Origin of the sequence: Dyadobacter sp. CY351, assembly GCF_021502625.1 — a bacterium.
Taxonomy (GTDB): domain Bacteria; phylum Bacteroidota; class Bacteroidia; order Cytophagales; family Spirosomataceae; genus Dyadobacter; species Dyadobacter chenhuakuii.
This window is the reverse complement of sequence record NZ_JAKFFU010000004.1, coordinates 415,908-441,455: the sequence shown is the minus strand read 5'-3', so window position 1 is coordinate 441,455 and position 25,548 is coordinate 415,908. Positions and strand designations below refer to the sequence as shown.

The window sequence follows — 25,548 nt, the reverse complement described above, 5'->3', positions numbered from 1 at the left end:
GGAAGCCGCTTTTACGCAATTTTTTCCTCCGGTTGCTACATTATCCGCTGCATATCAGGCTTCTTCCAGCAGAAATATAACCAAACTTCTCGCGCCATGTGCACCTATGACGAGTGATTGCTCAATGTCAGCCGTTTTGGAAGGTCCGGAAATAAAACAACCCCAACCCGTCGTCTCGGTCAGGCGCTCATATGCGTCGTGCATGTTATTCACAATCGCTTTTCTTGGAATAACAAAGGCCAGATTCTGCGTAATAAAAGGTAGAGCACGATGCGGCAAATGCGCATCCGAAATCCAGATCGCACCATTTTCAGCCACACCAAATTCCGCTTGCAGGATTGCAATTTCAATCAACTCCAATGCGTGCGGGTCCGGGTTATTGAGACTAAAATCGGCCCAATTGCTCAATGCTGGAATGGTGGTTGCGCGGTTGACAACGGAAGCGTAAAGCTCATCGGCCTTCCGTGCAAGCTCTGCTAAATCCTTCACCACGATTACTTCGGTGTAAATCGCAGTGAGTGTTTCTATGAACTTCTCTTCTGTATTTTCATATAAACTGTCAAAACGCGTGGTTTCCGGAAGCTGCGTTTCGGCTGGTTTATTCAGTTTTATTTGCTGCAATATTTTTTCCCGTGAGGTCATTGTATTATTCTTTTCGATTGCGGATATACCAGTCGCGGAAACTTTCCTTAGGCGGCTCGGGCATTTCGCGTTGTTTGAACCAGGGATTCATTCCATTATTCACTACAAAAGGGATTGTACGCATCAGGGAGCGCCCTAACCTGCCAGACCATTGATAAAACCTCGGCTGAGACAAAACCACAGACATGGCCTTAATGCCCAGTTCCTTTGCTTGCGGCACATGCCCGCCTTTTACCAAAACCTGCCGCCATTTATAAAGCTGATCATGAATGTCAATTTTAACGGGGCAAACATTGGAACAGCTGCCGCATAATGTGCTTGCAAAAGGCAGATCGGCATTCTTGGTCATATCCAGATTTGGCGCGAGGATCGATCCGATCGGGCCTGCAACGGCATTGTGGTAACTGTGCCCGCCGCTTCTGCGGTAAACCGGACAAGTGTTCATACACGCGCCGCAGCGAATGCATTTGAGTGAATTTCTGAAATCGGCGCGTCCTAATTGAGTCGTGCGGCCATTATCGACGATGATAATGTGCATTTCCTGACCTTCTCGTGGTTTTTTGAAATGGCTGCTGTAAGTGGTGATGGGCTGGCCGGTTGCACTTCTTGCCAAAAGCCTCAGAAAAACGGCGAGGTCTTTTTGTTTCGGGATTATTTTTTCAAAACCCATGCTGGCGATATGAATGTCGGCCAGATGTGCGCCCATATCCGCATTTCCTTCATTGGTGGAAACCACAAAACCGCCGGTTTCGGCGATGGCGAAGTTTACGCCCGTTAATGCTGCTCTTCTGGTCAAAAACTTGTCGCGCAAATGTTGCCGCGCGGCTTCTGTTAAATATTGCGGATCCGTGGCGCCGGCTTCTGTTCCTAAATGCTCGTGGAAAAGGTCGCCGATGTCTTTCTTTTTCAAATGGATTGCCGGAAGCACAATGTGGCTCGGCGGCTCATTCCTTAGCTGCACAATCCGCTCGCCCAGGTCCGTGTCGATGACCTCAATCCCGTTCTTAGACAAAAACTCGTTCATATGACATTCCTCGGTCAGCATGGACTTGCTTTTGACCATCTTGTCGATATTATTTTGCTTCAAAAGATTGAGTACGATCTCGTTATGCTCCGCAGCGTCAGCGGCCCAGTGAATGTGGACGCCGTTGTCTTTCGCTTTTTGTTCAAAAGCAATGAGCAGCTCATCCATATGCGACAGGACATAATTCTTAATGCCCGACGCCGTTTCCCGCAATTGCTCCCATTCCGGCAATAATTTCGAGGATTTATCCCTTTTCTGGCGCACAAACCAGAGCGTCTCATCATGCCAATCTACATAGGGCTCGTCCTTATTAAAGGTCTCCGAAGCCACCGAATGCTCAATTATCGCCTTAGACATAATTTGCTTAACAATTTGATAATAGTATTTTATAAAGAATAAGAATTGTACTTTTCACATTCATTGCACTATTCCAAGTTTGCTATTTGTTTAATAAACAACTTTTTACTTAACCTAAAAAAGCTATTTTATTGTAATGCAATATCTTATACTTTTGAATCACAAAGTTATTCGATCAGGGCATCGGAGTTTGAAACAAGTTTAGTTTAACTTTTTTTAGACACAATTAAATTTTCACTCTTATGAAAACTAAAAACACGCTTCTCATCGCAGCCTTGACTGGCTTGCTTTTATCAGGTTCAGCATTGACAGTTCATGCACAAACCGCCATCGCAACTGAAAAAACGGAAACAGTTTCTAACAAACTGACTGTTCTTCAGATCAAACCAATGCAATTCCGCGTTTCATATAATAATCCAGTTTCTAAAAATGTAGCAGTTCGCATTTTGGATACTGATAACAATGTTCTTTTTTCAGAAAACAGACGCGTTGACAACAGCTATTTGAAATATTTCGACTTATCGACTTTGATGGATGGAACTTACACATTCGAAATCACGGACGGTAAAGAGAAGGCTACACAATCGTTTGATATCCTGACTACAACGAGCCGCGTTGTTTCTTCTATCAACTAACAACAAAGCGCTTCTCAGATTCTGTGCCTCTTTGGCAAGCCTGCAAACCCTCCTTTGCGACGCGCCACCCATAAACTTTGTAAATGCCGGTTCCTATGCGGGGATCGGCATTTGTTTTTTTACGGCGCTGTTCAGAATCTCTGCGATATGCTTCACCTGCACATTGCTTTTGCTTCTTTTCAAAATCCCTTCCAAATGCAAAAGGCAGCTCATATCAGAGCCCGTAATGTATTCGGCATGATGGCGAATGTGGTCTGAAACGCGGTCTTTACCCATTTTCACAGAAACCGCTTCTTCACTCACGCAAAAAGTCCCGCCAAAACCACAGCATTCATCCGGCCTGTCCAGGTCAACCAATTCCAATCCTCTGACACTTTTCAAAAGTGAAACCGGTTTGGAAAACGGCGCCGCATTCAACTCCGACATTTGTGATAAATGCAGCCCGCGCTGGCCGTGACAACCCTGATGCAAGCCCACACGGTGCGGAAATTCAGCTTCGATAAAATCAACTTTTAAAATATCGACGATAAACTCCACCAGCTCGTACACTTTCTTACGCAACACCTTGGACTCATCCGGTTTGTTTTCCACCTTCAAATGATCCTTAATGTGCAGCACGCAGCTTCCGGACGGTGACACAACATAATCACAATCAGCGAATTGATTATAGAATAACCTGTCGCACTCCTTTGTCAAATGTTCGAAACCTGAGTTGGCCATTGGCTGCCCGCAGCACGTCTGGCTCAACGGGAATGTTACATTACAGCCCAGTTTTTCAAGCAGTTCGAGCGTTGCTATGCCCACCTGCGGATAAAACTGATCGACATAACAGGGGATAAACAATCCGATTTTCAAATCCGAGTGATTCATTTTTACCAAAATTCAATGGTGGCAAGTATGGGGTAGTGGTCCGAAACCTGCGGGTAATTCCTGATTACCTTGTAATTTCTGATCCTTACTTTATTATTCAGCAAAGCAAAAATATAGTCGAGCCGGTCGCCGGGCAGTCCCTCGTTCCAGGTTTCCAGCTGTGAACCCTGCGCGGCATCCTGCCAGTTTTTCCGGAAAGAAAAATAAGGCTGTTCATTCGGTCGCGCACCCATATCCATGCCTAAAAGCACAGGCTGGATGCTGTTGACGAGCATTTGATTAATATAGGCTGCCTGCAAAGCCCTGTCCATAACCGAGGCGTACTCTAACCGTGCATTACAAAACCGGAATGTGAGTCCTCTTGCTGGTTTTACCAATCCACACAACAGCACTTTGGGATCCGCGCCTGCTGTTTTCGGCAGGTCAATGGTTTGTGTTTTTTCAAATTCCCAGGTCGACAAAATTCCTACGCCCTGCGAGCCGTTTTCAGACTTGTCCGCAACACCATATAAATAATGCATCCCCGTCTGAACGGCAATTTGCCGGAGCTGAAACTGCACTTTTCCATCACCAACCAGGCTATCAACCGCTTGCAAGGCGATCAGGTCCGGCTTATGTTCCTTGATAATTTTCAGGATATCCCTCAGGTTCGATTCCTCGCTCCGGTTCAGCCCATGGCGGATGTTAAAGCTCATCACTTTGATTTCCACAGGCTTGCGCGGCCGGGAAGAAAACAATGTGCAAGACAAACTGGCAATTAGTAACAGATAAATTAATTTACTCAAACCATTCAGAACGCTAAGTCACCAATCTTTCCTTCTTCTTTTTTATTTGAGGGCAAATATTTTATCCATTAACACCCATTTTTCACCTGGTTTGGCGGATGGAAGGGCTTTTTGATACTTCCACATGAGCTGTTCCCATTCCTGGACCTGCGCATTGGCGGCGTCCATCCGGGCTTTATTTTCAAAACTAAAATCGTCTTCCGTTTCCATGATCATGAAAAGGCGCTCCCCGATCCGGTAAATCTCCATTTGGGTGATCCCGGCATCCAGGATGCTTTTTTCAATTTCAGGCCTGGCTTTTTTGTGATATTGTTCATACTCGGCAATCATCACCGGATCATTCACCAGATCCACCGCAAGACAGTATTTTTTCATAAATCAAACATCAAGACTATAAAATTCCACTGCATTTTTACCCATCACTTTCTGCAATTCCGAATCTGAAAACATGCTCAGATAGTCGGTCAAAATGCCCTTTGCACCCTCATACTCAGCTGCAACGAGGCAGACCGGCCAGTCGGAACCATATATTAATCTGTCCGTTCCGAATGCTTCGAAAACAACATCCAGGTAAGGCCGGAAATCTGCTTTTTCCCAGTTTTTCCAATCGGCTTCGGTAACCATTCCGGACACTTTGCAGCTTACATTGGAAAGTTCTGCGAGCTCGCGCATGTCCGTTGCCCAAGGCTGCATTTCGCCGTTTTTGATCAAGGGTTTGGCAATGTGGTCCAGCACAAAATGCACATTAGGCAGCTTAACCGCGAAATTGAATGCTTCTTTCAACTGGTCCTGACGGATCAGAATGTCATAGGTAAAATCAAAAGCAACCAACTGACCAACGCCCTTAATGAATGCAGGTTGCAGCATAAATCCTTCCGCCTCACCTTGTACCACGTGCCTGAAACCCCTTAGCTTCTCAAATTGCGAATACTTTTCAAGCTGATCATATAAATCTTCCGCCTGCAAATCGACCCAACCCACCACGCCTTTGATAAAATCATTAGCCTCAGCAAGCTGCAACAGAAATTCCGTTTCCGACCTGGACTGCGAAGCCTGCACAGCCACGCAGCCATCCACGCGGTTTTCTTTCAAAACCGGTTGTAAATCTTCGGGCAGAAAGTTCTTGCGGATTGCCTGCATCTCGGGCGTGATCCATGCATCGCGTTCAGCGTCAAAAATCCAGAAATGCTGGTGTGCGTCGATAACCATATTATAGAGGCTTCCAGGCGATTGCTTCCTGTTTTTGCGAACCTAATTTTTCAATCCCGAGCTCAACAACGTCACCTGCTTTCAGGTAAACCTGTGGCTTCATGCCCAGGCCCACGCCTGCTGGTGTTCCGGTTGTGATCATATCGCCCGGCAGCAATGTCATGAACTGGCTCAGGTAACTGATCAGGAACGGAACCTGGAAAATCATGTCCGAGGTGCTGCTATCCTGTATTTTTTTACCGTTTAATGTCAGCCAGAGTTCGAGGTCATTTGCATTGCCCACCTCGTCAGCTGTCACCAGGTAAGGCCCCAATGGTGCAAATGTGTCATTGCTTTTTCCCTTCACCCATTGTCCGCCACGCTCCATTTGGAACGCGCGTTCTGAATAGTCGTTATGGACTGCGTAACCCGCTACATAGCTTAGCGCATCTGCTTCTTCTACATAACTGGCTCTCTTGCCAATGATCACAGCCAGCTCCACTTCCCAGTCCGTTTTCTCCGAATTTCTTGGGATAATCACCTGGTCATTAGGCCCGCACAATGCAGAAGTTGATTTAAAAAATACGATCGGTTCCTTTGGCAATTCTGTCGCACCGGATTCGTAAGCGTGCTTGGCGTAGTTCATGCCTATGCACACAATTTTAGACGGGCGAGCTACGCAAGAACCGTAACGGAAACCTTCCACAACTTCCTGGCAACTTGACTGATTGGCACTTAACCATTCTGTAAGGCGAGTTAAGCCGTCAGTTGCAAAAAATTTCTCATTGTAATCTTCACCAAATGCAGACACATCCAGTTTCGTACCATCGGGAAGTTCCACACCCGGTTTTTCCTGCTCAAAAGCACCAAATCGAAAAAGTTTCATAAGTTTTATATGGCTTGCAGCGGTTTTGCTTTACGCCTTTTTTAGTTATTTCTTAATGTTTCAAAAGCCTGTCAATAACAGTTGCTTAATTATTCAGCTTCTCAAATCCACCGTCAATCAGATAGTCGCAGCCCGTGATAAAACCGGCTTCGTCTGAGCAGAGATACAATGCCATTGCACCGATTTCCTCAGGCTTGGCCATTCTGCCAATAGGTTGTGTTTTGGAAAGCTTTTCGAACATTTCTTCTTCTTTGCCAGGATAATTTTTGGAAATAAATCCATCCACAAACGGCGTGTGCACGCGCGCCGGCGAAATGCTGTTGCAGCGAATGCCATCCGCCAGATAGTCCCGGGCAACCGATAATGTCATGGAATAAACCGCCCCTTTGGCCGTAGAGTAAGCAAACCGGTCCGGAATGCCGACCGTGGCTGCGATAGATGCCATGTTCAGAATCACCCCGCCGCCATTGGCTTTCAAATGCGGAATAGTCGCCATGAGGCAATTGTAAACACCTTTCACATTGACATTAATAACGCGGTCAAAATCAATTTCAGCCGTGTTATCCGCCTTTCCTACATGCGCAATTCCGGCATTGTTAACCAGAATGTTGATCTTGTGATTGGTCGCAATGGCGTTGATCACATTGACCACGTCGGCTTGTTTGGAGATATCGATGGCGTGTGCTTCCGCTTGACCGCCATCTGCAATGATCTGGTTTACAACCTGGTTGGCCAGATCAAAATTCAGTTCAAGAATATGGACAAATGCGCCCTGTTTCGCAAAAGTTTGAGAGATCGCCAGGCCAATGCCGCTCGCTCCCCCGGTTACCAATGCTGTTTTTCCGCTTAAATCAAACATGAAATTTTGAATGTTATTGAAACAAAAGGGCCTTTCCAGCGGCCTATACTTGCATTATTTCTTCTGATCTGAATTTTTATCTATATTAAATTAATTTCAAATATATTTTAATGGATCTCAAATCTATTTCAATTAATCTCAATCTATTTTAATCATCTCAATCTATTTCAATTATTCTCAAAGGTCCCCGGGTTGAAACCCGGGGCAAATGATTTTGTTGATTATAGAGTCTGTTTTAAATTCTTATCAGTTAGCATTGCTCTGGGGCAAATGAATTTGTAGATCAGAGCCTGTTTTAGATTCCCATCAATCAGCATTGCCCCGGGTTTCAACCCGGGGATCAAATGAGAATATTTTCAATCTCTGATTCTATCATTCAATTAAGAAAAATTTAGAGAGAGACGCCTCTTTTCCAGGGGATGAAATCATCCTGGCCTAGTTGCTGTGCTTTGGTCAATTCTCCGCTTGCTACGCGGATAACATATTCTAGCAATGCTTCGGCGTTTTGTTCCAGGCTTTGCGTGCCGTCAACAACCGGTCCGCAATCAAAATCGATGACGTCGGGCATGCGGTTGGCTAAGGTGGTGTTGGTTGCGACTTTGGCAACGGGGCAGATCGGGTTGCCGGTGGGCGTTCCTAATCCGGTTGTAAAAAGGATGATGTTGGCGCCTGCGGCTGTTTGCCCGGTGGTTGCTTCTACATCATTGCCTGGTGTGCACACGAGTTGCAAGCCTGATTCCGTGGCTCTTTCGGTGTAGTTTAAAACATCCGAAATATATGCATTACCGCCTTTGCGGGCTGCTCCGGCTGATTTTATGGCGTCTGTAATGAGTCCGTCTTTGATATTTCCGGGTGATGGATTGAATGCGAATGCGGAACCGACTGCTTCTGCCTTGCCAGCGTAGTCACGCATGAGTTTTTCAAATTTGGCGGCCTTCTCTTCGGTCACACAACGATTAATAAGCTCTTGCTCAACGCCATTGAGTTCGGGAAACTCTGCTAATAATGTCTGTCCGCCTAAGCCGACAACGATATCCGAAAGATGTCCTAAAACCGGGTTCGCAGAAATGCCTGAAAATCCATCCGAACCGCCGCATTTAAGGCCAACGGAAAGTTTAGACAAAGGCGCATCGCTTCTTTCGAACTCATTGATCTTGGTAACACCCATGAATGTTTCCTTGATCGCACCCGACATTAAGGAATATTCTGTGCCTTTCTGATGCTCGAATGCGAAGAATGGTTTGTTGAAATTCGGATCGCGTTTTTTGATCTCGTCTTCCAATGTCTTCAACTCCGAATTCTGGCAGCCCAGGCTCAAAACCGTAATGCCGGCCACATTGGGGTGAACTGCATAGGAAGCAAAAAGAGCACAAAGCGTGTTGGAGTCCGTTCTTGTGCCGCCACAGCCGCCTTCGTGGGTTAGGAATTTAATGCCGTCCACATTCTGGAACGGGCGTTCCGGTTTCTTTCTAACAGGTTCGCGCTCGGTGAATGCTTCCATACTCTTAATGGTGCGCAAGTCGCCGCTTTGATATAAATGCAGGAAATCCCTGACGTGTTCTCTATAAATATCGGTTTGCGCATAACCCAGCTCGCGCTCGAACGCATCCTTCATAATCAGCACGTTGCGGTTTTCGCAAAATACCAATGGCACTACGAGCCAATAATTATATGTGCCTACGCGGCCGTCTTCACGGTGATATCCTTTGAATGTTCTGTTCTGCCATTTCGAAACATCCGGCTGAATGTAAGAATAAGGCTGCCGGTTGGCCGTGCTGTAATCCTGGGAATCGTGTTTAAGATTGAACGTTGTGATGGGCTCGCCCTTGCGGATGGACTGCGATGCGCGGCCTACGAGCACGCCATACATGATGATAGCGCCACCGGTTTCAATGTCCTCCGTCACAAATTTATGCTTGGCAGAAACGCCGTAAGGCAGCGAATAATGACTGCCTGCCCAGGCGACGTCGGCATTCACGGGCAAGTCCCGCAATGCAACGATCACATTATCAGAAGGATGTATTTTTAAAAGCTGTGACGCCATAGTCAGTTTCAAATTGGTTTTATTTCGCCGGGTATTTTAAATAGAATTTATCAACAAATGAACTGAAATATTTCAATACATTGATTCGCAATACTAGCAAAGTTTTCAACTATATTGGCATATATTTCCTCTTAATAGAATCTTTTTGTAATTATTAGTGAAACCGCAATTACTAAAAGTCCCCAAAGGCCTGCAAAAATCGTTCAGTATCCGGCGCGATGTGGTCCTCTACTTTTACAACCGCTGGCATTACCATCCCGAGCTCGAACTGATCCACATTGAGCAGGGTTCGGGCACGCAGTTTGTGGGTGACAACATTCAGAATTTCCAGAGTGGCGACCTCCTTTTGATCGGCCCTAACCTCCCCCATTACTGGCGCTGCGATGAGAAATATTTTCAGCGCGAAAGTCAGTTATATGCACAAGCCACCGTTGTGCATTTTTCACTGGACTTGTTTGGTAATGCATTTTTGGAATTGCCTGAAAACAAGGCCATCCGTGAATTACTGCTCAAAGCAAAGTTTGGAATGAAACTATTGGGCGAAGAGACGGAAAATGTGAAGAAACTTTTGCAGGATTTATTGGATCAAAAAAGCGGGAATGCAGTGATTTCACTTTTGCAAATCCTTGAAAACCTCGCACATTGTTCAGAAAAAAGAACATTGTCCAACACACATTATCAGGAAGAATACGATCAATACGACACGGACCGGATCAACCAGATCTATCAATATTCGATCAGTAATTTCCAAAAGAAGATTTCGATCGAAGACATTTCGGAGATTGCAAATATCAGCCCCCATTCATTTTGCCGGTATTTCAAAAGCCGCAGCCGCAAGACTTACTCGCAGTTTTTGCTGGAACTAAGGATCGGGCATGCCTGCAAATTGCTTTCCGAAACTAAGCTGCCTGTTGCGCAGATCTGCTATGAAAGCGGTTTCAACAATTTTGCCAATTTCAATAAATATTTCAAAATCCACACCGGCAAGAGTCCTTTGGCTTATCAAAAGGAATTCCGAAAAATTGCCGTTCACCTGCCTAACCTGGAAGTCGCATTATGAAAATCAACCTGGTCAATATTTTTGAAAAAAGCATTTCCGAGGCAGAACTGCATTTTGCGGATGGAATCATCAAGGAAATCGACATTACCGGACCCGAAAATCCGTCTTTGCCTTACGCGCTGCCCGGCTTCACGGATGCGCACGTACATATAGAGAGCTCCATGCTAACGCCCGCACAATTTGCCCGCCTCGCGGTTGTACACGGGACTATTGCCACAGTTTCGGACCCGCATGAAATCGGGAATGTGCTCGGCATAGCAGGCGTGGAGTTCATGATCGAAGATGGCAAGCGCGTGCCTTTTAAGTTTTGTTTTGGTGCGCCGTCGTGCGTTCCCGCGACGGTTTTTGAAACGGCCGGGGCGGTGATTGATGCGGAACAGGTTGGCCAGTTACTGGCGAAGGACGACATTGGTTATCTGGCCGAAGTCATGAATTTTCCGGGCGTGATCAACGAAGATCCGGATATGATGGCGAAGATCAACTGGGCCAAACATTATAGTAAGGTTGTCGACGGCCATGCGCCTGGCCTGCGCGGGGAAGCGGCGCGCAAATATGCATCGCATGGCATAACCACTGACCATGAATGTTTTACCTATGACGAAGCCAGAGAAAAAATTGATTACGGCGTCAAAATACTGATCCGGGAAGGCAGCGCTGCCCGGAATTTCGGGGCATTAATTCCGCTGATCGATGAGTTCCCTGAACTGGTCATGTTCTGTTCGGATGACAAGCATCCGGATAACCTTGTGGCGGGCCACATTAATGTGCTGGTAAAGAGGGCATTGTCGCTGGGTTATGACATTTGGAACATTCTGCAGGCAGCTTGCATCAATCCTGTGTTGCATTATAGTTTGAATGTTGGCTTACTGAGACTAAATGATCCGGCCGATCTTATTTTAGTTGATAACCTGAGTGATTTTAATGTAAAGGAAACCTGGATTGATGGGGTGCTTGTGGCCAAAGATTCAGTTTCAATGATTCCGGATCTGCGAAGCGCGCATCCCAACCGGTTTGTGTGCGCCCCAAAGACAGCCGCTGATTTTGTTTTAAGAAATGAAAAAAATTCTGAATCCCAGATAAGGGTCATTGAAGCATTAGAGGGTCAACTGATTACGAATGAAATCATTGCGAATGCAAAAGTGCAGGGCGGTGAAATCACGGCCGATCCGGGCAATGACATCCTGAAAGTCACCGTGATCAACCGTTATGAAAACGCGCTTCCGTCCATCGCATTTATTAAAAATTTCGGGTTGAAAAAAGGCGCTATCGCTTCGTCCGTTGCGCATGATTCACACAACATTATATGTATCGGTTGCGACGATGAAAGTATAGCCATGGCCGTGAATATGATCATTGAAGCGAAGGGTGGAATTTCGGCGGCAGGGAATGGAAAAACGCAATTAATCGCGTTGCCGATCGCAGGAATTATGACGGATTCGGATGGCTATGAAGTGGCGGCGGCTTACACATTGCTCGACAATTTTGTGAAAGAGGAATTGATGTCATCGCTGCAATCTCCGTTCATGACGCTGTCATTTATGGCGCTGCTCGTGATACCACGTTTGAAATTGAGCGATAGAGGCCTTTTTGATGGTGAAAACTTCAATTTTGTTCCGGTAAGTCTCTAAACGGTGACATATTTAACGAAATAGTAACATTAACCTTTGAAATAGAATTTTCTGACGAAAATATTTTTTAAATACGTTTTTTTATAAATATATTTACAAGTGTAATAATGACCCTTATTACAAATATCAATTCCTAACCCCAATCAAAATCCTTTCCAAACAATGGCTCACCTACGCTACAAGCAAGAAGAAGAACTCTGTTTTTGGGATCAGTTCAGAAAAGGCGATGAAAATGCTTATGCATGCCTGTACCGCTCTTACGTTCACATTTTGTATCAGTATTGCTCACAGTTTACGATTGACAAACCACTGATTAAGGACTGCATTCACGACTTATTTGTTGAACTCTGGAAAAACCGAATGACGCTGGGTGACACCACTTCCGTTCGGTTTTATCTTATGGCGTCAATTAAAAGAAAGTTGGTTCGCCATTTGAACGCACAGCAGAAGCATACAAGCAACGAGGATATTCCGGTAGAATACTGGCATATCAACACGCCTTCTCATGAAAATCACCTGATTTCCGAAGAAGAATTTGAATCAACCAATCAGCATTTAAACGTAGCGATCAACGGGCTCCCACGCCGCCAGCGCGAAGCCATCTTTTTAAAATTTTACATGAATTTGAATAACCATGAAATCGCAGACCTGATGAAAATCAACATTCAGTCTGTTTATAACCTGGTTTTTGGTGCATTAGGCAATCTTAAAAAGCAAATGACGCTGGACAGACTGACCTTCTGACATTTCTTCATAAAATTATCATTGCAAAAAGCGTGGCGAACTAAGCCACGCTTTTTTTGTTAAATATTTACGATCATTAACAAACTGAAATAAGACCATTTGAATGTCGCTGAACTCCACGCCATTAGCTGAACGCCTGCGCCCGAGAACCCTGGATGATTTTGTTGGCCAGGAAAAACTATTAGGCCCGAACGGCCCGTTGCGCAGGGCTATTTTGCAAAACACCATCCCTTCCATGATTTTCTGGGGACCGCCCGGCGTCGGAAAAACAACATTGGCATTACTCATTGCCGAAACCACCAAAAGACAATTTTACAACCTCAGCGCCATCAGTTCGGGGGTTAAGGATTTGCGCGAAGTGCTGGCAAGGCCATCCGGCTTGTTCCCGGCGATTTTGTTCATTGACGAGATTCACCGTTACAACAAAAGCCAGCAGGATGCATTGCTGGGTGCGGTGGAAAAAGGACAGGTAACATTGATCGGTGCGACGACTGAAAATCCTTCATTCGAGATCAACTCAGCTCTTTTATCGCGGAGCCAGATTTACATCCTGGAAGCATTTGGTGAAAAAGAATTGAAGCAACTGATCGAAAGGGCGCTTACCAAAGATCAGTTTTTAAAGAATAAGAATGTCGCTTTCGAGTCGTATGACGCGCTGATGCGCCTTTCGGGCGGGGACGGTCGCAAGCTGCTCAATCTCCTGGAATTGGTGATTCTTGGAAAAGGCGAGGAAAAAGACATTGTCATTACCGACGAATGGGTGACCGAAGTGGCGCAGCAGAACATTGCGCGTTACGACAAATCGGGCGAGCAACATTATGATATCATTTCTGCTTTTATCAAATCATTAAGAGGAAGCGACCCGAACGGCGCAGTTTACTGGATGGCACGCATGATCGTGGCCGGTGAAGATCCATCTTTTATCGCGCGACGGATGCTCATTATGGCTTCTGAGGACATTGGAAATGCAAACCCAACTGCCATGATCATGGCCAATGCGTGCATGCAGGCCGTGAATGTGATCGGCTATCCCGAATGCCGCATAATCCTCTCACAAGTAGCGATTTACCTTGCCACTTCCCCCAAAAGCAATGCCAGTTACATGGCCATTGGCGACGCCATCGAGCTCGCTAAAAACACGGCCCATTTACCGGTTCCGCTGCACTTGCGCAATGCGCCGACCAAACTTATGAAGCAGATCGGTTATGGCAAAGAATACAAATATTCACACGAATTTGAAGGGAATTTCGCTAAGCAGAACTTCATGCCGGATGAGCTGAAAGGCAGGAAAGTGTTCGAGCCGGGACTGAATGCGAGGGAAGAAGAGATCCGCAAAAAATTGCAGCACTGGTGGGGCGACTGGTACGGTTACTGATCTTTGCTTTTAAGCTTTTCCTCAAATTTTGAAAATGACAAATCAGGAACTTTGTCCGTCTTTAACGGCTTGTTCCATTCTTTTGTCAGCTTTTTCGCCATTTTTTCCAGATTTTCATCTGACTCTTTCACGCGGACAGCATTGTTTTCGTCAGATATCGGTTTGATCTTTTTCATAAGCTCAGAGCAAAAAGCAATACTAAAATGACAGATTGTTTAAATTACGCAAAGATGGTTTTGATAGATCAAATATCAGAAACATTGGCAAACTTTATAAGCAAATATTAACCTAAATGACCCTAAATGATTTAAAAATGACCAACAACACTACTATTCCGGAAAGTATCCCATTGATTGAGCGACAGTTACTGATCAATCAGTGCAAGATACTTTCAATTATTTGTGATGAAAAGGACAGGGAGATTAATGAAAAACGAATCGAGATCCTCGAAAAAGGTTATACGGGCTTGTATCCGAAAGTGTTCAACTCATTATATGAAGAGGTGCCCATCAGCGTATATGATGAAATATCAAGCATTATGAAAATGTATGGGCGCATCAATGAGTCCATTAAAATGTTGTCAAATGAGGAGAAAGAATTGCTGGATCTTGCAAAAATCGAGTTTGAAGGTTTTGACGAAGACAGCGGCATGCATTATTATATGATGTCTTACCTGGTAGACCGGATGGACGAGCACGGAGAATATAAGGGCCGACAGCTCAAATCACATAATAGTTCATGTATGATCAAATACAACAAGATGCTTTCTGTGTATTCGGAGCTCGCAAACACGGCGGATAGTCACTTTGCACTATCTGACTTACAGCGGTTTATAGAGAGCGTTTTAGAGACAAATGAATGATCTGCGTCGCGTTAAAGAGCCAATTGTAGTTCAAAACCTTGATTGAGTATGCTTTATTTAATGTGATAATTATAAAAACATATTTCTGCGTTAAAAAATAATGTTTTAAGTAAAGATTTCGTTAAATTTGTGTTGATAACCAGGCAACTGATTATCAAATAACGTTGAGTAAAATCAGACATCCCGGATACCCTGTATTTGGGATGTTTTTTTGTACCCTATCGGCAAAAAAAATGCACAGCCGGGCTGTGCATAGGGTATATAGTGTCGAGTATGAATGTCTTGTACTGGGAAAATGATTAATGCCATTCCACCTTTCTCAGCCTGGCCGCATTGCGTTTGATAAACATATGCTCATCTACCATATAACGATCATGGCCTGGCGATTTCTTCAACTGGGTGATCAGCCATACGGCACAAAATGTTGCGCCTATCAGTATAGCAATAAAAAGATATGGTGCGATTGCGTATATACTTTGAAGTAGCTGAGTCATAATTTCCAGTAGTTAGTCAGGTTTCTGATATCTTGACTGAAAATAAAAAATAATCGTACCAGAACTTCGTAATTGCCCTCCTGCGTTTAGTCGGGTGTATTTTAGCAAACTTGTAGAATTGCAGGCAGTTAAGTGGTGAAAAGTGTGGAATATCAGCCGCTACTTTCAGCGTTTCAGTACGTTTTCCTCTTTTAGATAACCGAGATATTCTCGGAACTCATAGCCTGTCATTTCAGAGATCTGCTTTGAAAAGAGCTTGTGTTTTTTGTCAGGTTCCAGTTGCGACAGAGCGTCGGAAATGAGGAATGTTAGGATGGGATTCCATCGGTTCAGGGTGTCTTCGAATTTGATTTCCGGGTCGCTTAATTCTTTGCTTATAAAATGCAGCCCCTTGTCTTCTGCTAGCAATCTTAGGACTTGCAGATATACCTGCTGGTTCTCGTCATACTCAGGCTTCTTGCCGATACCTTCATATTGAAATAGAAAATCCTGGATCTTGTAGAGATCCTGCATCGTGGAAGAATGGTCAGTCATGATTTTAATGTTAGCAAAGCGTTGATACTTACTAACAATTAAAATCATGCCTTATTTGGAGTAATCGAAACCGCCCTGCTATTGCTAAAAATTGCCGGAAAAACTTTCAGATGACGGCGTTCACCACTTTTGTATCGCAGCCCACAACGGAATTGTTGACATAGCCCACGCTGATCCCCGAAACTTTCGTGGCCTTTTTGGAAGGCAGCGGCGTCTTGATGGTTACGATCTTGGAAGTGATCACCGCCTGTGTGTCGGACAGATATTTGAATTCTACCTCAATATTTTTGATGGCCGTAGGCGAGTTGTTCTCGATTACCATGCTGTGAATTGCGATCCCACCTACCGAATGCCATTCGTTTTCGAGGATTTTAATTTTGCCGATCAGCTTTTCCTTGTTTTGTGAACCCACTGCATTAAGCGAGTCCGCCTGGCTGATAACTTCTGTTTTGGATTTAACAACCGGCTTTTCTTTGAGGAAATCAAATTGCTTGTAATAGTAGAGGATGTAAATGAATGCGCAAACGGGAACTATGGCGCTGACCCATTTTAATAAAGGAATAAAGAACTTCTTGAACTTGGCTTTCTTGCCTCTTCTTCCTGCCATATATGTTGTGTTAACGTGTACTGAACTTTTTTGTGGTGCTGTTATACGCAAATATACCGATCCGCGGCTGCAATTTTGTTCATGTCGTTTTTTTTTGACAAGATAGTAGCACAAACAAAAACAAACCGCTGGTTTTGAGCCAGCGGTTTGTATGTGTATCGTGTTGAACAGGACTATTGTCTTACAAATCTGTGCGTAGCAATCGTGCCATTGTTATGGATAATTTGCACCACATATGAGCCTGAGCTTAAATTTCTTGTGCTGATACCCGTGTTTAATGCATTTGATGCTTCAAACACCGTTTTGCCAAGTGCATTTACAACTTTCACCTGCTTAATATCAGACCAGTCGGTCAGATTAAGGTTGATGTTTTCAGCATTGCGAACCGGGTTTGGATACAGGAATGCAGTGCTTGCAAATGAAACGTTTTCGATGTGGCTGTAAGCAAAAGTTTCGTCCAGATCAACCATTTTCAATCTGTAAAGGTTTTGACCATTCAATGGCTTCGCATCCTGGAAAGAGTAGAATTGCTGCGTAACGCTTTCGTGATTTGATTTCACAGAACCGATTTTGTCCCATTTCTTACCATTTGCGCTGCGCTCAATGTCAAAGCGATCGCTGTTCGTCTCCGAAGCAGTAGACCACGACAACGATGCCGTAGGGCCTTCACTTGCTGCCTTGAAGCTTACCAATGTCACCGGCAGAACAGATTCAATTATAATTTTAAAAGTGGTAACCGCAGTTTGTCCAAAAGCATTTGTTGCTTCAACATCGAAGAAATAAACACCTGTCTGACTCTCATTAGCGCCTCCTGATAGACGTCCTTCCAATGATAGCGTAATTGTATTTGGCAGCGTACCAGCAGCTGTCCTTCCATTGACTGACGTAACATTGCTAAGTCTATATGTGTAGTCAGTAAATCCTCCGCACTCAATATCAAAACCAGGCTGGGCCGGGAACTGAGGATAAGCTGCATCGAAAGAGAAGGCGTCTGCACCTGAAAGATCAACCGAGATCACGTCATCCGTATCGTATACGCCCAGGTCCCCCCCTGTAAATGTGATGGGTGTGCGCGCGCTAAGTTCGTGAATGTTGATACTGTTGAGCACATTAGCAACCCCTTCAACGATAATCTCGATGCCGTCGAAAGCTGTCCCGGGATTGAACGCTACTGTTGCGGGATTCGAACCGTTAAAATCAATCAATCTTAAACCTAACAGAAGGCTTTCGAGTGTGCGGACCGTACCCACTCTTGTATTGCCCAATCTTGCCTGTATCCTAATGTCGGACAATAAAGTAACGTCGGCCAATAAACCTATTTTGGAAAGCGTAGCGACTATTTCTGTGCCCGAAGGGACTGTCTTTGTCAAGCGAATCACCTGAGAGATTTCAGCAAGCGCACTTACTTCTGCGGCTTTCAATACCGAATATGTGGCCGCGTTACCGTCTATCGCCCTTTCCGGATTAACCAGCGCATTTGTAAGCGTTACACTAACACCTTCTACTTCCGCGGCAGCATTGGTAAAACTTGGTACAGATTCACATGGCGTGAAAGTAGTGGTTGTATAAGCAACAGCATGATCGATATCTATTGTCGCATTGCCAATTGCCACATTCGCTATCTTCTCAAAATCGTACGTTACGCTAACCCTCGTGTACGCATTAGTAGGCTTAACTGCCAGGAACAATGCTCCCGAAGGATCTCTAACCAATTTCGAAGTTGTTGCTCCACCGTCGGACGTTGCAGACAGCGCATTCGTATTCAGGAGGCCTAGTAGCCCTACCAGCTGGTCAAGATCAAGACCAATTATAGAAGTTTCAATATCCGTGATCCGCACATATGTTGTAACGCCTGCTGCTATGCCAGGATTGAAATTCAAGTTCAGCGTTCCCTTACTGGAGACCGCAATAGTAACTTCAAGTGGAGGAATCCCAGTAGTAACAGTCAAACCCTGTACCCTCATTCTGGCTACACCTCCGCCGGGTCCGCCAGCTGCATTTTCCGGAGTCGTACCTGTGGCGACCGCGGGGAGCTCGTTGCCCGCCGTAAATGTTGCACTACTCGCATATTGCTGTGCAAATGCACCCTGCGCAAGCAGCGAGAAAATCATGATGAGACCTAACCCTGAACGTGAACCTTTCGTGGCCAGTTTTCTAATTAGTTGACGGATAGAAATTTTCATAGTAGTAGAATTTAGATAGTTATTATAAACCATTATGTGTATTAAAGGACGTTGATACGCTATGGAAATAGTGATCGACAGCCAGACGGCCGACGTTTCCGGGACACTTATTTTATCGTGGAGGCTTCCAGGTAAAAATGCTGGAAGTGGGTAAAAAGACTTGAAGACTCTTAAATGCAGATGTAAAGTTTACTTCATTTACTGGTTTTAAGTTGAAACAAAAATTCAAAATACCCGCAATTCACATAGTAATAGTTGGTTACAAAATCATTACTAGTACTTACTGCAAATAGTAGTTATTTGCAAATGTATCTATTAAAAGCACAAAAAAGACCCGCATAATAGTACTATGCTGATACCCCCAAAATTTAGGGGGTATAGAGTTAATTCTATCCACATATTTCTTATCTTTCTTATACTTAAATTGCGGATCATCTAGTCCCGAAAACGACTTCTGGATGCTATTAAGTTGTATTTCAGCACTATTATAATTTTGCATTGTTAAAAATCTCCTGAAAAGGACGCAGTAAGTAACTTGCGGCGACTATTGTATTATGGATATTAGATCTAAGCACACCATGGACAATACAAATTACTTTCCTGGCAAGCATAAAAATAGTTCGATCAACATTGCTTTGGTAGATCAGCTCACGCTCCTTACCGACGCTTTGCGAAATGTTTTATGCCAAATGCAGGAAGTAAATGCGGTGGTGTCCTACGCGGACGGGAAGGAATTTATGGCCGACCATGCCATGTTCTTGCCGGACATTCTGATCATGGACTGGGCTATCAACGGTATGACTGGTCTCGAACTGCTCAACTCAGCCCGAAGCGCTGTATCCAAAGACCTGAAAATTATAATCATTTCCTCGGTTACAGATGTGCAAACAATAAAACATGTGATCAGAAGGGGCGCAAACAGCTTCCTGCCAAAATCAGCATCGCTGGAAGAACTGAAAGAAGCCATCGTGTCTGTGATAGCAGGAAAGCAATATATTGGGAAAGGCATCCGGGATAACCTCATCAACAGCGTTTTTACCGATGAGCAGGTTGTACTGCATCTATCGCCGCGTGAAAAAGAAGTTTTGCAAAAGGTGTGCAGTGGCCGGACGATCAAGGAAATTGCTTACGATCTCAAACTAAGCGCGCATACAGTCCAATATTACCACCGTTGCGTTATGGATAAATTGAAGGTGAAAAGGACGACCGATTTGATCGTTTACGCCTTGCAACACGGGCTATACATACCGGAAATGAAGCAGCCGGCAAATGTTTAATTTACCGGCCGGTCCAAACGATATCAATTTTTAACGGTTCAATTTTCCGTAAAAGTCAGGCAGCGGATTCAGTGCTGTGTTTTTGCGCTGATGCCAGTATGGATACGTGGGCGCCTTGTCGCTTGCCGCATCCAGTTTCTTAACCTGTTCAAGACTCAGGTTCCATCCTACGGCACCCAGATTTTGTTTCAGCTGCTCTTCATTCCTTGCTCCAATGACCACATTACTAATGGTGGGCCGCTGTAAAAGCCAGTTAAGGGCAACCTGTGCAACCGTTTTTTCTGTTTCCGCGGCTACTTCGTCCAGCACATCAATGAGGTGAAAAATGAATTCTTCCGGGATCTCTGGTCCTTCTCCCCCGCCTTGCGCGATGCGGCCCTCAGACGGCATCGGCTGGTTTCTTCTGTATTTCCCGCCTAATCTTCCGGCAGATAATGGACTCCATACGATTGTGCCGATGTGCTGATCCACCGCCAATGGCATCAATTCCCACTCAAACTCGCGGCTAAGCAATGAGTAATGTGCCTGATGCGCAATGTATTTGGACCAGCCATATTTTTCAGAAACAGAAAGAGATTTCATTAAATGCCAGCCCGAAAAATTTGAACAGGCAATGTATCGCACCTTTCCGGCGGTAATCAGGTCATTGAGAGCGCTGAGCGTTTCTTCAACAGGCGTATTCGCATCGAAACCGTGCATGTGGTAAATATCAATATAGTCTGTTTTGAGCCGGCGGAGGCTGTCTTCACAAGATCTGACAAGGTGAAAACGCGACGACCCGAAATCGTTTGGCCCGGTTCCCATTTTGAAAGTCGCCTTGGTAGAAAGAATGATCTTATCCCGCAAACCGATGATGGCTTTCCCCAGAATTTCTTCCGAAAGTCCTTGTGAATACACATTAGCTGTGTCAAAAAACGTAATTCCGGCATCCATACAAAGGTTCACAAGACGTGCCGCTTCGTCAGTCTGGGTGTTTCCCCAAGCTTTGAAAAAATCGCCGCCGCCTCCGAATGTGCCTGTTCCGAAGCTTAACACAGGAACTTTCAGCCCCGATGCTCCCAATTGTCTGTATTCCATATTAGTAAGGTCAGTTGTCTGATTTTGAACATTGTTACAATCGAGCCAAAATTTACAAGATTAATTCTTATACAAAAAAAATGGCGTCCCTCCGGAACGCCATTCTCTCAGCTTAATTGATCCCTATATCAGCTCAATGTCGAGCAGGATTCTTTTGAAAACTTTCCCGGTCGTTTCGAAAATACCTTTGAAAGCACCAAGAAAAACACACAAGGGAAAAATTACGGGCAGATATATAAACCACCTCAAAGCCATTGATCTGTTAAACCTTTTCATGATAACACCTCTTCAACATTGCGTAATATTCAAACCCACTAGAAGGAATTATACATGCAAAATAGAAATAGTTGTATAAAAAGTCAAGATATAATGTCTCTTTATCGTCCAATGAAACTAGTTAGGAACGTTTGTCCCCGTTTCTTCCCGATCTTTTTTCTTACGTTTCTTGTCTTTTTTACCCGACTTATCCTTCATCTGATTGTCATTCATGTTGGAATTCAATGTGCTTGTTCCAGTGCTTGAATTAGCCTCAGATGGCTGTGTTGTAGTCGATTGCGACGAGCCTTGTGCATTGTTTTGGCTGGTAGAATCTGGTGTTACTGCACCTGTTGTTCCTGTGCTTTGTGGCCAGGCAGAAGTGCCGCCAGCGCTGCTTCCCTGCGATTGAGAGCCGGTTGTGCTCTGCGATCCGGTTGTTCCTTGTGAACCGGTTGTTCCTTGTGAACCGCTTGTAGTTTGTGATCCGGTGGTGCCTTGCGATTGTCCGGTGCTCTCGCTCGTTCCTGTACCCTGCATTTTACCATTTTTTCCGGTAGTATCCATGCCAGGTCTTGCTGCTCCTGCCGTGCCTGTGCTTTGTGGCCAGGCCGAAGTCCCTCCTGCACTATTTCCTTGTGACTGAGTCGAATCCTTGGTCGTTGAGCCGGATGACTTCGTGCTTTGGTTTGTCGTTTGCGCATAGGCAGTTCCGCATAATGTCAGCATGAACAGTGCTACGCTAATTTTGAGCTTTTTCATTTTATTGATCTGTTGATGAGTTAAATTTTCCCACATCATATCAATAACTGTTCCAGCAGCGCTTCTTACCCGCGTAATTACCTGACGTATAGTAAGCTCCGCTTCTCAACTGCGCTGCTTCTCGTGTCTTTATTTAAAAATTTCCCTTTCAATTTCGTAATGCGAAAATATTCGGGTGCAGCCAGGATATCGGCTTTCATGCCTGCGTTGAGCAAACTGTCGGCGAGCTCCGGGGAAGTGTAAATGTAGCACGGCTTCTTAGCGAGAAAGACATCCAGATCCTGGCTTGTACGCACAAGACGGACATTCGCGGGAGCATAAAATTCAAGCGAATAGGAAAACGACTTGTACGCGGCAACGGGAAGTTCAGGGTTATTTGCCCAGATCGCCCTTGCAGCACTTCTGCCCGACTGGTATTGAAGTAAAAATGGGTAAAAGAACAGGAAAAGGAATATGTAAATGATGGCGGCCATTGCGTAACCATTGTATAAAATACGCTGCAACGGATTCTCAAACCGGATAATGTTGACTACGGCTACAATAAAGCAAGTCAGGCCGGTGGCGAGCCATTCATTTTTTAATCCGGTCCAGTATAGTAAACCGATGACTGCTATGGCGACGAGGAACACCAGAACCTGCTGTACCTTAGCCAAAATCGAAAGCTTTATGTGCCCCGCTTTTTGATATAAAAAATAACCGGTAATGATCGAAAAATAAGGAAACAGGATCACAATGTAATGCGGAAGCTGAAATCTCGACAGCGAAAAAAGAATGAAAGTAAGTAATGTGCTGCCATAAATGATCCAGCGCAAGGGCATTCTGTTCGTATCAAAACGAATGAGATAAACAATAGCGCTTACCAGACCCACAGACCAGGGAAGAAACGCCCAAAGGGTTGTATGCATGAAAAAAGTAACATTTCCACTTCCTTTAATGGGCCCCGTGTTAAAGAAGCGGCCGAACTGACTGTCCCAGAAAAAGAATTTTAATCCGGAAACCCCTGTTTTGCCAAATACAACTTTCTCAGGATGCAGGTCAAACTGCGCGTAAAGACTGTACAACTCCGGGGTAATGAAAACGAAGCAGAGTATGAGCATTGCCCACCAGCGGTAATTCAGGAACTCCCGCCACTGAGAAGTAAAAACCCAAAAAAGCACCCAGCCGCCGCCGATCGTAAGCAGCACAAAAATGCCCTTTGTCATGATAGCACATGCCGCAAAAAAAGCCGCGGCAACGATGTGAATGCCACTCTTTTTTTGATATACACACAACATATGCCAGACAGCCGCAATGATGCATGTGGTGAGATAAGGTTCCGCCCGGACGTCAAAGTTGGCGAGTGTGCTGTGCAATGCTACTGCCGAGATCAGGACCGAGATCCTGGCTACGGTAACATTAAAGAGGTCCCTGGCCGTCAGAAAAGTGTAATATAGACCCAGAAGCCAGAAAACGAATGCCGGGAATTTATAAGCGAAACTCGTTATACCAAAAAGCTTGTAGCTGATCGCAGCCATCCAGAAAGGGAAATGCGGCTTATCGAGCCAGTCGTGGCCGTCGCCCCATAGATTTATCCAGTCGTTGTGCTGGACCATGTGCTTGGCAATTGTAGCATAAAGCGCCCCGTCCGGCTCAATAATTTCCAGCCAAAGGCCCGGAACATTCAATGCAATACCAATAATCAGTAACCAGGGGAAATAACGTTGCAGAGCACGCTCAACATCATGCATAATAGTTCCTTTACGTGCCAGAATACCTGACGCTTCTTGAGAATGTTGCAAACATACGAAACGGCCGCATTAATTTGTAACCGGCACCACAGCAAAGAAAGCTATCTGGCAATCTGATTTTCGAAGAAACCTTTCAGCATTTCGCTGTTGACAATTTTATTACAGCTCTCAATGCTAAGCGGTTTTTGCTGGTAATCAATCACCTGGCTATAATTGGTTGCCCTTTTCATTTCTGATTCTTCTGTGGCCGAGCTGACCATCACAACATGGACCCGATTGAGATATGGACGGCCGCCAATTGCATCCAGAAATTCCCAACCATTCATAATGGGCATATTAATGTCCAGTAACACGAGGAAATTAGTTTCCTGCGAAGGGTAACTTTCCAGATACTGCAGCGCATCTGATCCATTGTAGCACAAGACCGTATCGTTTAAAATTCCGGACTTTTTAAGAAACATTTCGTGGAGGAACAACATGATCTTATCATCGTCTACCAAAAGGATTTTGAGGTCATTAATCATGTCTTCTAACTTTATCTGCCTTATTCATCAGGTGTCAATTATGTTTTTGTCTAATTTACGTTATCAACGCCGTTGCGGACTAAAAGGATTGCATATTTCGTCTTTCCCCAAATCCCCATATTCCCCATATTTCTGCTTGCGACGTTGTTTAAAAAAAATGATCCGCGCTTCACAAGGATCATTTTCCGCTGATTGGCACAATTATTACCGGCCTCCTCTTTCTCAATCAACAGCAGCATTATTGCCAATATAAACTTATGAAGCGTACAAAATTCTTTTTCCTAGCAGCAGCACTTTCTTTTGCAACCGTAGCCTGCGACGACGATACAACCGGGACCAATGCACCCGCCGAACTCGATAAACAATTCATGCTCGCTGCATCCGATGGGGGTCTGTTTGAGATCAATGCCGGCCAGGTAGCCTCGTCAAAAGGCACAACCCCGACCATTAAGCAATTCGGGCAGGAAATGCTGGATGACCATACGAGCATCAAACAAGATCTCATGAAAATCGCGAAGGATGCGAATGTAGACTTGCCAACAACATTGTCGAGTGGGAAGCAGCAGAAACTGGATTCACTATCGGGACTTTCCGGAATCGCATTTGATACGACGTACATTAAAATGGTGACCATTTCGCACGAAGAAGCGGTGAACCTGTACGAAATTCAAGACAAGTCTGCCAGCAATGTTCAACTGAAAACCTTTGCTGCCGACAAGCTTCCCAGGTTAAAGGCGCATCTGGAAAAGGCGAAAGCCATGAGAGATTCGATTCAGTAAGATTTTAGAAGTATTAACCAAAAATATTATGTTCCAATCCATCATCGCCATTTTCGAGACGAACGAGGAAGCTCAGAAAGCTAAGCATGCCCTCATCTCACACGGATTTGATTTAAGCCAGATTGAAGTGAATTACAATGTGGATGTGGAAGATGACCGCAGCACCGACGGCCAGCAAACTGCTACCACGGAGCACGATGCGCCGGAAGAGGATTCCGGATCAGTTGTCACAGTTCGCACAAACAATATGCAGGAGTCGCTGGATGCCACCACCATTCTTGAAGATTGCGGCGCAGTGGATGTAAACGAATTTTCCGCAAAGCCCACCAGCGATCCCGATCCGTTTTTCGATCCGGAAAATCTCTCTTAG

27 protein-coding genes are annotated in these 25,548 nt (G+C 44.9%); 9 read left to right on the top strand and 18 right to left on the bottom strand.

Translation table 11 applies throughout. From position 1 onward, the window contains the following. Nucleotides 1–54: 54 nt before the first annotated feature. Nucleotides 55–642, bottom strand: a complete 588-nt coding sequence (locus L0660_RS11035; protein WP_235159515.1) for an LUD domain-containing protein — start codon at nucleotides 640–642, stop codon at nucleotides 55–57. Between the two features lie 4 nt (nucleotides 643–646). Continuing rightward, complete coding sequence (locus tag L0660_RS11030; RefSeq protein WP_235159514.1) at nucleotides 647–2,023, bottom strand: lactate utilization protein B; 1,377 nt, start codon at nucleotides 2,021–2,023, stop codon at nucleotides 647–649. Between the two features lie 242 nt (nucleotides 2,024–2,265). Here L0660_RS11030 and L0660_RS11025 point away from each other — a divergent pair, with 242 nt between their 5' ends. Next, nucleotides 2,266–2,658, top strand: coding sequence for a hypothetical protein (locus L0660_RS11025; RefSeq protein ID WP_233796946.1), 393 nt, complete (start codon nucleotides 2,266–2,268; stop codon nucleotides 2,656–2,658). Nucleotides 2,659–2,751: 93 nt separating this feature from the next. Here L0660_RS11025 and L0660_RS11020 read toward each other — a convergent pair whose 3' ends face one another. The 7 genes from L0660_RS11020 to L0660_RS10990 all read right to left on the bottom strand — a co-directional run bounded on the left by L0660_RS11020 (nucleotide 2,752) and on the right by L0660_RS10990 (nucleotide 9,290). Next, entirely contained in the window at nucleotides 2,752–3,528 is a 777-nt protein-coding gene (locus L0660_RS11020) for a (Fe-S)-binding protein (RefSeq protein WP_235159513.1), read from the bottom strand. A gap of 2 nt (nucleotides 3,529–3,530) precedes the next feature. Beyond that, nucleotides 3,531–4,313 carry an endonuclease/exonuclease/phosphatase family protein gene (locus tag L0660_RS11015; protein WP_235159512.1) on the bottom strand — a complete coding sequence of 261 codons (783 nt, stop codon included), beginning with the start codon at nucleotides 4,311–4,313 and terminating at the stop codon, nucleotides 3,531–3,533. A 42-nt stretch (nucleotides 4,314–4,355) separates the two neighbouring features. Then, the gene (locus L0660_RS11010; RefSeq protein WP_233796948.1) at nucleotides 4,356–4,688 is read right to left on the bottom strand and encodes an L-rhamnose mutarotase; all 333 of its coding nucleotides are present in this window, start codon (nucleotides 4,686–4,688) and stop codon (nucleotides 4,356–4,358) included. Nucleotides 4,689–4,691: 3 nt separating this feature from the next. Then, on the bottom strand, nucleotides 4,692–5,522 hold the full coding sequence (locus L0660_RS11005) for an amidohydrolase (protein ID WP_235159511.1): 831 nt from the start codon (nucleotides 5,520–5,522) through the stop codon (nucleotides 4,692–4,694). A gap of 1 nt (nucleotide 5,523) precedes the next feature. Further along, a complete protein-coding gene (locus L0660_RS11000) occupies nucleotides 5,524–6,387 on the bottom strand; it encodes a fumarylacetoacetate hydrolase family protein (protein WP_235159510.1) in 864 nt (287 codons plus the stop codon). Nucleotides 6,388–6,472: 85 nt separating this feature from the next. Beyond that, nucleotides 6,473–7,246, bottom strand: coding sequence for an SDR family NAD(P)-dependent oxidoreductase (locus L0660_RS10995; RefSeq protein WP_235159509.1), 774 nt, complete (start codon nucleotides 7,244–7,246; stop codon nucleotides 6,473–6,475). 391 nt (nucleotides 7,247–7,637) lie between these two features. Then, nucleotides 7,638–9,290, bottom strand: a complete 1,653-nt coding sequence (locus L0660_RS10990; RefSeq protein WP_235159508.1) for a UxaA family hydrolase — start codon at nucleotides 9,288–9,290, stop codon at nucleotides 7,638–7,640. A gap of 157 nt (nucleotides 9,291–9,447) precedes the next feature. Between L0660_RS10990 and L0660_RS10985 the strand changes: the two genes are divergently transcribed. The 4 genes from L0660_RS10985 (at nucleotide 9,448) to L0660_RS10970 (ending at nucleotide 14,097) form a co-directional block, all read left to right on the top strand. Beyond that, the gene (locus tag L0660_RS10985; RefSeq protein ID WP_235159507.1) at nucleotides 9,448–10,350 is read left to right on the top strand and encodes an AraC family transcriptional regulator; all 903 of its coding nucleotides are present in this window, start codon (nucleotides 9,448–9,450) and stop codon (nucleotides 10,348–10,350) included. After that, complete coding sequence (ade, locus tag L0660_RS10980; RefSeq protein WP_235159506.1) at nucleotides 10,347–11,978, top strand: adenine deaminase; 1,632 nt, start codon at nucleotides 10,347–10,349, stop codon at nucleotides 11,976–11,978. The genes L0660_RS10985 and ade overlap by 4 nt, the downstream gene beginning before the upstream one ends. A gap of 162 nt (nucleotides 11,979–12,140) precedes the next feature. Continuing rightward, nucleotides 12,141–12,722 carry an RNA polymerase sigma factor gene (locus L0660_RS10975; RefSeq protein ID WP_026631654.1) on the top strand — a complete coding sequence of 194 codons (582 nt, stop codon included), beginning with the start codon at nucleotides 12,141–12,143 and terminating at the stop codon, nucleotides 12,720–12,722. 103 nt (nucleotides 12,723–12,825) lie between these two features. Continuing rightward, nucleotides 12,826–14,097: a replication-associated recombination protein A gene (locus L0660_RS10970; RefSeq protein WP_235159505.1), complete on the top strand. Its 1,272-nt coding sequence runs from the start codon at nucleotides 12,826–12,828 to the stop codon at nucleotides 14,095–14,097. Here L0660_RS10970 and L0660_RS10965 read toward each other — a convergent pair. Further along, nucleotides 14,091–14,273, bottom strand: coding sequence for a hypothetical protein (locus L0660_RS10965; RefSeq protein WP_235159504.1), 183 nt, complete (start codon nucleotides 14,271–14,273; stop codon nucleotides 14,091–14,093). The two genes, L0660_RS10970 and L0660_RS10965, sit on opposite strands and share 7 nt — an antisense overlap. Nucleotides 14,274–14,410: 137 nt before the next feature. Here L0660_RS10965 and L0660_RS10960 point away from each other — a divergent pair, with 137 nt between their 5' ends. Next, on the top strand, nucleotides 14,411–14,959 hold the full coding sequence (locus L0660_RS10960; RefSeq protein ID WP_235159503.1) for a YfbU family protein: 549 nt from the start codon (nucleotides 14,411–14,413) through the stop codon (nucleotides 14,957–14,959). Between the two features lie 299 nt (nucleotides 14,960–15,258). Here the strand turns inward: L0660_RS10960 and L0660_RS10955 are convergent, their stop codons facing one another. The 4 genes from L0660_RS10955 to L0660_RS10940 all read right to left on the bottom strand — a co-directional run bounded on the left by L0660_RS10955 (nucleotide 15,259) and on the right by L0660_RS10940 (nucleotide 18,777). Then, entirely contained in the window at nucleotides 15,259–15,453 is a 195-nt protein-coding gene (locus tag L0660_RS10955) for a hypothetical protein (RefSeq protein WP_235159502.1), read from the bottom strand. 165 nt (nucleotides 15,454–15,618) lie between these two features. Then, nucleotides 15,619–15,987, bottom strand: a complete 369-nt coding sequence (locus tag L0660_RS10950; RefSeq protein ID WP_235159501.1) for a hypothetical protein — start codon at nucleotides 15,985–15,987, stop codon at nucleotides 15,619–15,621. Nucleotides 15,988–16,093: 106 nt separating this feature from the next. Continuing rightward, nucleotides 16,094–16,594: a hypothetical protein gene (locus tag L0660_RS10945; protein WP_235159500.1), complete on the bottom strand. Its 501-nt coding sequence runs from the start codon at nucleotides 16,592–16,594 to the stop codon at nucleotides 16,094–16,096. Between the two features lie 173 nt (nucleotides 16,595–16,767). Further along, entirely contained in the window at nucleotides 16,768–18,777 is a 2,010-nt protein-coding gene (locus L0660_RS10940) for a T9SS type A sorting domain-containing protein (RefSeq protein ID WP_235159499.1), read from the bottom strand. Between the two features lie 578 nt (nucleotides 18,778–19,355). On the opposite strand from L0660_RS10940, the gene L0660_RS10935 reads away from it, so the two are divergent. Then, nucleotides 19,356–20,054, top strand: a complete 699-nt coding sequence (locus L0660_RS10935; RefSeq protein WP_235159498.1) for a response regulator transcription factor — start codon at nucleotides 19,356–19,358, stop codon at nucleotides 20,052–20,054. A 30-nt stretch (nucleotides 20,055–20,084) separates the two neighbouring features. Here L0660_RS10935 and L0660_RS10930 read toward each other — a convergent pair whose 3' ends face one another. The 4 genes from L0660_RS10930 to L0660_RS10915 form a co-directional block, all read right to left on the bottom strand. Then, complete coding sequence (locus L0660_RS10930; protein ID WP_235159497.1) at nucleotides 20,085–21,131, bottom strand: aldo/keto reductase; 1,047 nt, start codon at nucleotides 21,129–21,131, stop codon at nucleotides 20,085–20,087. A 393-nt stretch (nucleotides 21,132–21,524) separates the two neighbouring features. Then, nucleotides 21,525–22,148: a hypothetical protein gene (locus L0660_RS10925; RefSeq protein ID WP_235159496.1), complete on the bottom strand. Its 624-nt coding sequence runs from the start codon at nucleotides 22,146–22,148 to the stop codon at nucleotides 21,525–21,527. Nucleotides 22,149–22,225: 77 nt separating this feature from the next. Further along, nucleotides 22,226–23,875 (bottom strand): glycosyltransferase family 39 protein, encoded by a 1,650-nt coding sequence (locus L0660_RS10920; protein ID WP_235159495.1) that lies wholly within the window; start codon nucleotides 23,873–23,875, stop codon nucleotides 22,226–22,228. 101 nt (nucleotides 23,876–23,976) lie between these two features. Continuing rightward, a complete protein-coding gene (locus L0660_RS10915; RefSeq protein WP_235159494.1) occupies nucleotides 23,977–24,399 on the bottom strand; it encodes a two-component system response regulator in 423 nt (140 codons plus the stop codon). A gap of 257 nt (nucleotides 24,400–24,656) precedes the next feature. On the opposite strand from L0660_RS10915, the gene L0660_RS10910 reads away from it, so the two are divergent. Together L0660_RS10910 and L0660_RS10905 are read left to right on the top strand one after the other, a co-directional pair. Further along, nucleotides 24,657–25,178 (top strand): DUF4142 domain-containing protein, encoded by a 522-nt coding sequence (locus L0660_RS10910; RefSeq protein ID WP_235159493.1) that lies wholly within the window; start codon nucleotides 24,657–24,659, stop codon nucleotides 25,176–25,178. Between the two features lie 28 nt (nucleotides 25,179–25,206). After that, complete coding sequence (locus L0660_RS10905) at nucleotides 25,207–25,548, top strand: hypothetical protein (protein ID WP_235159492.1); 342 nt, start codon at nucleotides 25,207–25,209, stop codon at nucleotides 25,546–25,548.